We start from the raw sequence: 5,531 nt of genomic DNA, 5'->3' as shown, positions 1-5,531 counted from the left end.
AGGGGGTGATGTTAGTCCCATGCATTTTCGCATGCACGGCCTCCACCACCACGATGGGGTCGTCCACCACGATGCCGATCGCCAGCACCAGCGCGAAGAGCGTGATCAGGTTGATCGTCACCCCAAACATCTGCATGAGGAAGAACGCGCCGATCAGCGAAACCGGCACCGCCAGCGTCGGGATGAGCGTGGAACGCCAGTCTCCGAGGAAAATAAACACCACGAGTGCCACCAGAATGAAGGCCTCGATCAGTGTATGCAGCACCTTCTCAATCGAGGCATCAAGGAAGTTGGCCACATCGTAGCTGATCTTGTAGTCCATTCCTGACGGAAACGTCTTCTCCTTGATCTCCACCAGCTTCTCCTTGATCTCCTTGATGACTTCGTGCGCGTTGCTGCCGAAGCTCTGCTTGATCACGATGGCCGCGGAGGGCAGTCCGTCGAGGTCTGAATAGAGATCGTAGAACTCACTGCCCAGCTCCACGGAGGCCACGTCCTTCAGGCGCAGCAGCTCACCGTCTTCCGTGGCTCGCAGGATGACGTTCTCATACTGTTCGACGGTGTTGTATCGGCCCACATAAGTGAGCACGTATTCCAGCGACTGGGAAGTCTTGCTGTCCGCTCGCCCGATTCGCCCTGGAGACCCGATCAAGCTCTGCTCCGAAAGTGAATGCATCACCGACTCCGTCGAGACGTTGTAGGCTCGCATGCGGTCCGGCTTCAACCAGATGCGCATCGCGTACTGCCGGGTGCCCAGAATCTTGGCGGAACCCACGCCGCGAATACGGCTCAGCTCGGGGATGAGATAGATGTAGCCGTAGTTGAACAGGAACTGCATGTCCGCGTTCTTGTCCGTGCTGAAAAGGTTCACATACATCAGCATGTTCGGCGTCAGGTTGTTCACGATGACGCCTTCGCGCTGCACCAGCGGAGGGAGACGGCTCATCACCTGGTTGACTCGGTTCATCACGTTCACCGTCGCCTGGTTCGGGTCGGTCCCCATGTGGAAGATCACCTGAATGGTTGCCTCCCCCGCACTCGTGGCGTCCGAGGTCATGTACTTCATGTTGGGCACCCCGTTGATCGAGCGCTCCAGTGGAATCAAACAGGACTCTTCCAGAACTTTCGCACTCGCTCCCGGGTAGTCCAGGGTGACCATGACCGACACCGGCGCCACATCAGGGAACTGGGAAATCGGCAGGGTGATCATCGAAAGCCCCCCGAGGAACAGGATGATCAGTGAGATAACAATGGCCAGGGCTGGCCGGCGCAGAATCTTCGTAAACATGGGTCAAATCCTATAATTATTCAGCATGCAGTTTCATGTCCTTGAAAGCCTCTTCGGGCTTCTTGAAAACATACACTGCTTTCTCTCCGCTCTTGGCTTGCCGCATTCCTTCGAGAACGATCTTGTCCTTCTCTGTCAAACCATCGCTGACGATGAACACATCCTCCAGCTCCTCGCTGATATGGATGCGCTGTTGCACCAGCACATCATCCGCTCCCACGATGAACACATAGTGATGGTCCAAAATCTCAAACGTCGCTTTCTGTGGAACCAGCAGCGCACCCCTGACCATTTTGTTCATGCGAATGTTGCCCGTCTCGCCGTGTCTGAGCAGGCGGTCCGGATTCGGAAAATCCGCGCGGAATGGAATGGTGCCGGTTTGATTGTTAAACTCCGCCTCGATGACGTTGACTCTTCCTGGTTGGTTGAAAGTCTTTCCGTTGGCCATCATCAGTTCGACCTTCTTTCTCTCCTCCGGCTGCTCTTCAGACATGTAATCCAGATACTCGGCTTCAGGGACGTTAAAATAGACCCACATCTCGCTGTTGTCAGACAGGGTTGTCAGTAGATCCCCCTCATCCACCAGGCTGCCATTCCGCAGGTGCAGGCGGTCCATCAGCCCCGGAAAAGGCGCATTGATGTTGGTGAAGCCGAGGTGCGCCTGCGCGAGGTTCACCACCGCCACTTTTTGTTCCCACTTGGCCTTGGAAATGGCCAGCTCTTTGTCAGACACCACCTTGCTGTCCGTCAATCTCTTGGTGTTTTCATACTCAACCTTGGAAACTTGGGCCTCGGCCTCGGCGCTTGTCAGTTCTGCCTGGTAAACCAGCGGCAGGATCTTGAACATGGGTTCGCCTTCCTTGACGAGCTGGCCCTCCTTCACGAAGACGGATTGCAGGTAGCCACGCTCCACCGCACGGAGCTCAATGTTGCGGCAGGAGCGAATCTGACACACATATTCACGCGTGACGATCGTGTCTCGCTTGATGGGGGTGGTCAGGATCATCTGAGCCTCCTCCTCCTTCTCCTCATGCTCAGCCTCCTTGTGATGGCAGCCGCTAAACAGGAGGCTGGCCGCCAAGCCAGCATAAAGCAGTGATTTCTGGGAAGCGATATGCAGTAATTCCATTCTTGGCCATAAGAAGCCACAGACCCCGGTCTATTCATATACCCTCCTCAAGGGGTTTTAGCCCCCACCCCCGACACCAGTGTTAGCGTTCAAAGGAAATGATAAGCGCTACACATCTATAAATAAAATGAGTAATATAATGGGATAAGATTCAAGCATGAAAACCCATCCTCGCCGGTCTCCACACGCCCTCCGTCATCACAATCCTCGGCGCCTCAGGGATGCCCCGTTCATTCTGCTGGTACTGCGTCACCAGCAGATCCACCGCCGCCGCACCGAGGACATCCGCCTGCTGGTCGATCCCGGCCACCTCCGCCATGTCCGCCCGCCAGCCCAGCGAGACATGGTCCGGCCTGCGCGAGGAGGGTAGGGTGGCCAGCCAGTCTTTCACCACATGGCCTCCATCGATCACCACATCCGGCTTCGCCATGCGCAGCCACTGCAGGAAATCATTGCGGCTCAGCGATTTGCGCAGCGCCAGCAGCTCTCCCGGCTTGGCCAGCGGATGATGCGCCAGAAAACTCGCCGACCACGCTCGAAACATCCGCTCATTGATCGTGCTGCCGCAATAAAAGCCGATCCGTTTATAACGCTGCTTCTTCAGCATCCGCAGCGCCGTCATCATGCCCAGATAGTGATGGTGATGCACGCGGTGCAGCTGCGGCCGTGCATACCCCATGCCGATCACCACACTGCTGAATTTTTCCCACGCCATCGACACATGCCCACGACTGCGCGACACCAGCGGCGAAAGAATGAACCCCGGAATCCCACGCGCTTCCAGAATGTCAGACAGCCGCCTCGCCGTCATCCCCCGCGCCGCCAGATGAAACTCCTCCAGTTGAAAGCCCAGCTTCGCCGCCTGCCGGTGCGCCCCCAGCACCAGCTGCTGCGACCACGACGAACGCTCGATCTCCTGCGAACTCCGCTCCGCCCACACAAAAGCCAGCGTCAGCGGCGCGGCCACTCGTCGCGTGCGCCGCATGTGCGTCATCAGCTTCGCGATCTCAGGATCAGGCCGGTAGCCGATCTCCTCCGCCGTTTGTACAATCCTCTCCCTCAAAGCCGCCTCCACATGCTTTCCCCCACGCAGCGCGCGCGAGACCGTCATCTTGGAAATGCCGAGCCTGAGGGCGATGTCGTTCAAAGAAGCGCGTGCCATCCCGCACTCTACACAGGCTCACTCATTGAATCCAATGTCGGTGTTGCAGTCGCGGTCTCGCATCTCTTCAATACAAAACTCGCACAATGACCCAGCCACCGAGCTCCCTCCAAACGTTACACCCCGCAATCTCGCCATGAACATCCAACGAAACGGCTCACAACCCTCCGGCAAAGGCCCGGCCGACTGGTTCACCGGCACGGTGCGCATCGATCCACTTTTCCAGCCATCATCACCAGCACGCGCCGCCGGTGCCATCGTCACCTTCGAGCCCGGCGCCCGCACCGCCTGGCACACCCACCCGCTGGGACAGACCTTGATCGTCACCTCCGGCTGCGGCCGCGTGCAGCGCCTCGGCGGACCCATCGCAGAAATCCGTCCCGGGGATGTCGTCTGGTTCCCGCCCGGCGAAAAGCACTGGCACGGCGCCTCGCCCACCACCGCCATGACACACATCGCCATCCAGGAAAGCCTCGACGGCAAGGTCGTCGACTGGCTCGAACACGTCACCGACGAGCAATATCAATCCATTCAACCCAACTCCTAAACACCCTCCCATCATGCCCACCGCCAAATCCTACGCCGCCTCCAGCGCCACCTCGCCCCTCGCATCCCTCCAGATCCCTCGCCGCGACCCCACCGATCGCGATGTCGAAATCGAAATCCTCTTCTGCGGCGTCTGCCATTCAGACCTCCATCAGGTCCGCAATGAGTGGAGCGCCGTGCCCACCACCTACCCTTGCGTCCCCGGTCATGAAATCGTGGGCCGTGTCACCCAGGTCGGCTCCGCCGTGAAGAAACACAAACGCGGCGACATCGTCGGCGTCGGCTGCCTCGTCGACTCCGATCAAACCTGCCCCCAGTGCCAGGCCAATCTTGAGCAGTTCTGCCCCCACTCCACCTTCACCTACAATTCGCCCGACAAACACGGCACCGCCCCCGTCACCTACGGCGGCTACTCCACCAGCATCGTGGTGGACGAGCACTTCGTCCTCAGCGTCCCCGGAAATCTCAGCCTCGCCGGTGTCGCCCCCTTGCTCTGCGCCGGCATCACCACCTACTCCCCCATGCGCCGCTGGGGCGACCTCAAAGGCAAAAAAGTCGGCGTCGTCGGTCTCGGCGGTCTCGGCCACATGGGCGTCAAGTTCTCCCACGCCTTCGGTGCCCACACCGTCGTGCTCAGCACCTCGCCCAACAAGAAGGAGTCCGCCCTCGCCCTCGGTGCAGATGAAGTCATCATCTCCACCGACGCCAACGACATGCAAAAGCACGCCGGCAGCTTCGACTTCATCCTCGACACCGTCTCCGCCGATCACGACATCAACGCCTACCTCAACCTCCTCAAAATCGACGGCACCCTCACCCTCGTCGGCGCACCAGACAAACCCCTCCCAGTCTCCGCCTTCGGCCTCCTCTTCGGTCGCAAGCGCCTCGCCGGATCCCTCATCGGCGGCATCGCCGAAACCCAGGAAATGCTCGACTTCTGCGGCACCCACAACATCACCTCCGACGTCGAAATCATCCCCATCCAGCAGATCAACGAAGCCTACGAACGCCTCCTCAAAAGCGACGTCAAATACCGCTTCTCCATCGACATGGCCTCCCTGAAATCCGAGTAAACACAAAGCCCTATATCTCCTCTCTCTACGCGGTGCGTCCTCTCGGACCCACCGCGTTTTTCTTGGGAAGTACGATAGGCACTCCTGCCTGTCGATCAGCGCCCCCTTTCTCCCCATCAGCCCACGCCCACCCATCGTAGGTCGTGTGTGGCGAAAGCCCGCCCGACCACCAGCGCGCCACGCCGCCCAACACCTCTCCATCCACAGCCCCTCCGGGGCGCGGTGCTTCCTCCCAGAAGCACCGCGTTTTCATTGGTACGATAGGCACTCCTGCCTGTCGTCCAGCGCCTCCGCTTCCCCCCCCAACCCGGCCACCACACCCCACCACGCACT

The 5,531-nt window shown here is 59.3% G+C and carries 5 protein-coding genes; 2 read left to right on the top strand and 3 right to left on the bottom strand.

The features are described 5' to 3' along the window. The 3 genes from ACIREA_RS25545 to ACIREA_RS25535 form a co-directional block, all read right to left on the bottom strand. Positions 1 to 1,288, bottom strand: a 1,288-nt coding sequence (locus tag ACIREA_RS25545) for an efflux RND transporter permease subunit (RefSeq protein ID WP_397385151.1), incomplete at its 3' end; no start/stop codon positions are given. Between the two features lie 16 nt (positions 1,289 to 1,304). Next, a complete protein-coding gene (locus tag ACIREA_RS25540) occupies positions 1,305 to 2,417 on the bottom strand; it encodes an efflux RND transporter periplasmic adaptor subunit (protein WP_397385150.1) in 1,113 nt (370 codons plus the stop codon). Between the two features lie 151 nt (positions 2,418 to 2,568). Then, positions 2,569 to 3,579 (bottom strand): LacI family DNA-binding transcriptional regulator, encoded by a 1,011-nt coding sequence (locus ACIREA_RS25535; RefSeq protein ID WP_397385149.1) that lies wholly within the window; start codon positions 3,577 to 3,579, stop codon positions 2,569 to 2,571. 136 nt (positions 3,580 to 3,715) lie between these two features. Here ACIREA_RS25535 and ACIREA_RS25530 point away from each other — a divergent pair, with 136 nt between their 5' ends. Together ACIREA_RS25530 and ACIREA_RS25525 are read left to right on the top strand one after the other, a co-directional pair. Next, the gene (locus ACIREA_RS25530; protein ID WP_397385148.1) at positions 3,716 to 4,126 is read left to right on the top strand and encodes a cupin domain-containing protein; all 411 of its coding nucleotides are present in this window, start codon (positions 3,716 to 3,718) and stop codon (positions 4,124 to 4,126) included. Positions 4,127 to 4,139: 13 nt separating this feature from the next. Next, positions 4,140 to 5,198: an NAD(P)-dependent alcohol dehydrogenase gene (locus ACIREA_RS25525; protein ID WP_397385147.1), complete on the top strand. Its 1,059-nt coding sequence runs from the start codon at positions 4,140 to 4,142 to the stop codon at positions 5,196 to 5,198. Positions 5,199 to 5,531 lie beyond the last annotated feature (333 nt).

It is taken from the genome of Prosthecobacter sp. (genome assembly GCF_044373815.1).
Classification (GTDB): domain Bacteria; phylum Verrucomicrobiota; class Verrucomicrobiia; order Verrucomicrobiales; family Verrucomicrobiaceae; genus Prosthecobacter.
Note: the sequence above shows the minus strand (reverse complement) of the source record. Positions and strands in the feature narration are given on the sequence as shown.

Coding starts and splice junctions, on each gene's coding strand:
- ACIREA_RS25540 (WP_397385150.1), bottom strand. CDS start 2,417: ATGGAATTACTGCATATCGCTTCCCAGAAATCACTGCTTTATGCTGGC.
- ACIREA_RS25535 (WP_397385149.1), bottom strand. CDS start 3,579: ATGGCACGCGCTTCTTTGAACGACATCGCCCTCAGGCTCGGCATTTCC.
- ACIREA_RS25530 (WP_397385148.1), top strand. CDS start 3,716: ATGAACATCCAACGAAACGGCTCACAACCCTCCGGCAAAGGCCCGGCC.
- ACIREA_RS25525 (WP_397385147.1), top strand. CDS start 4,140: ATGCCCACCGCCAAATCCTACGCCGCCTCCAGCGCCACCTCGCCCCTC.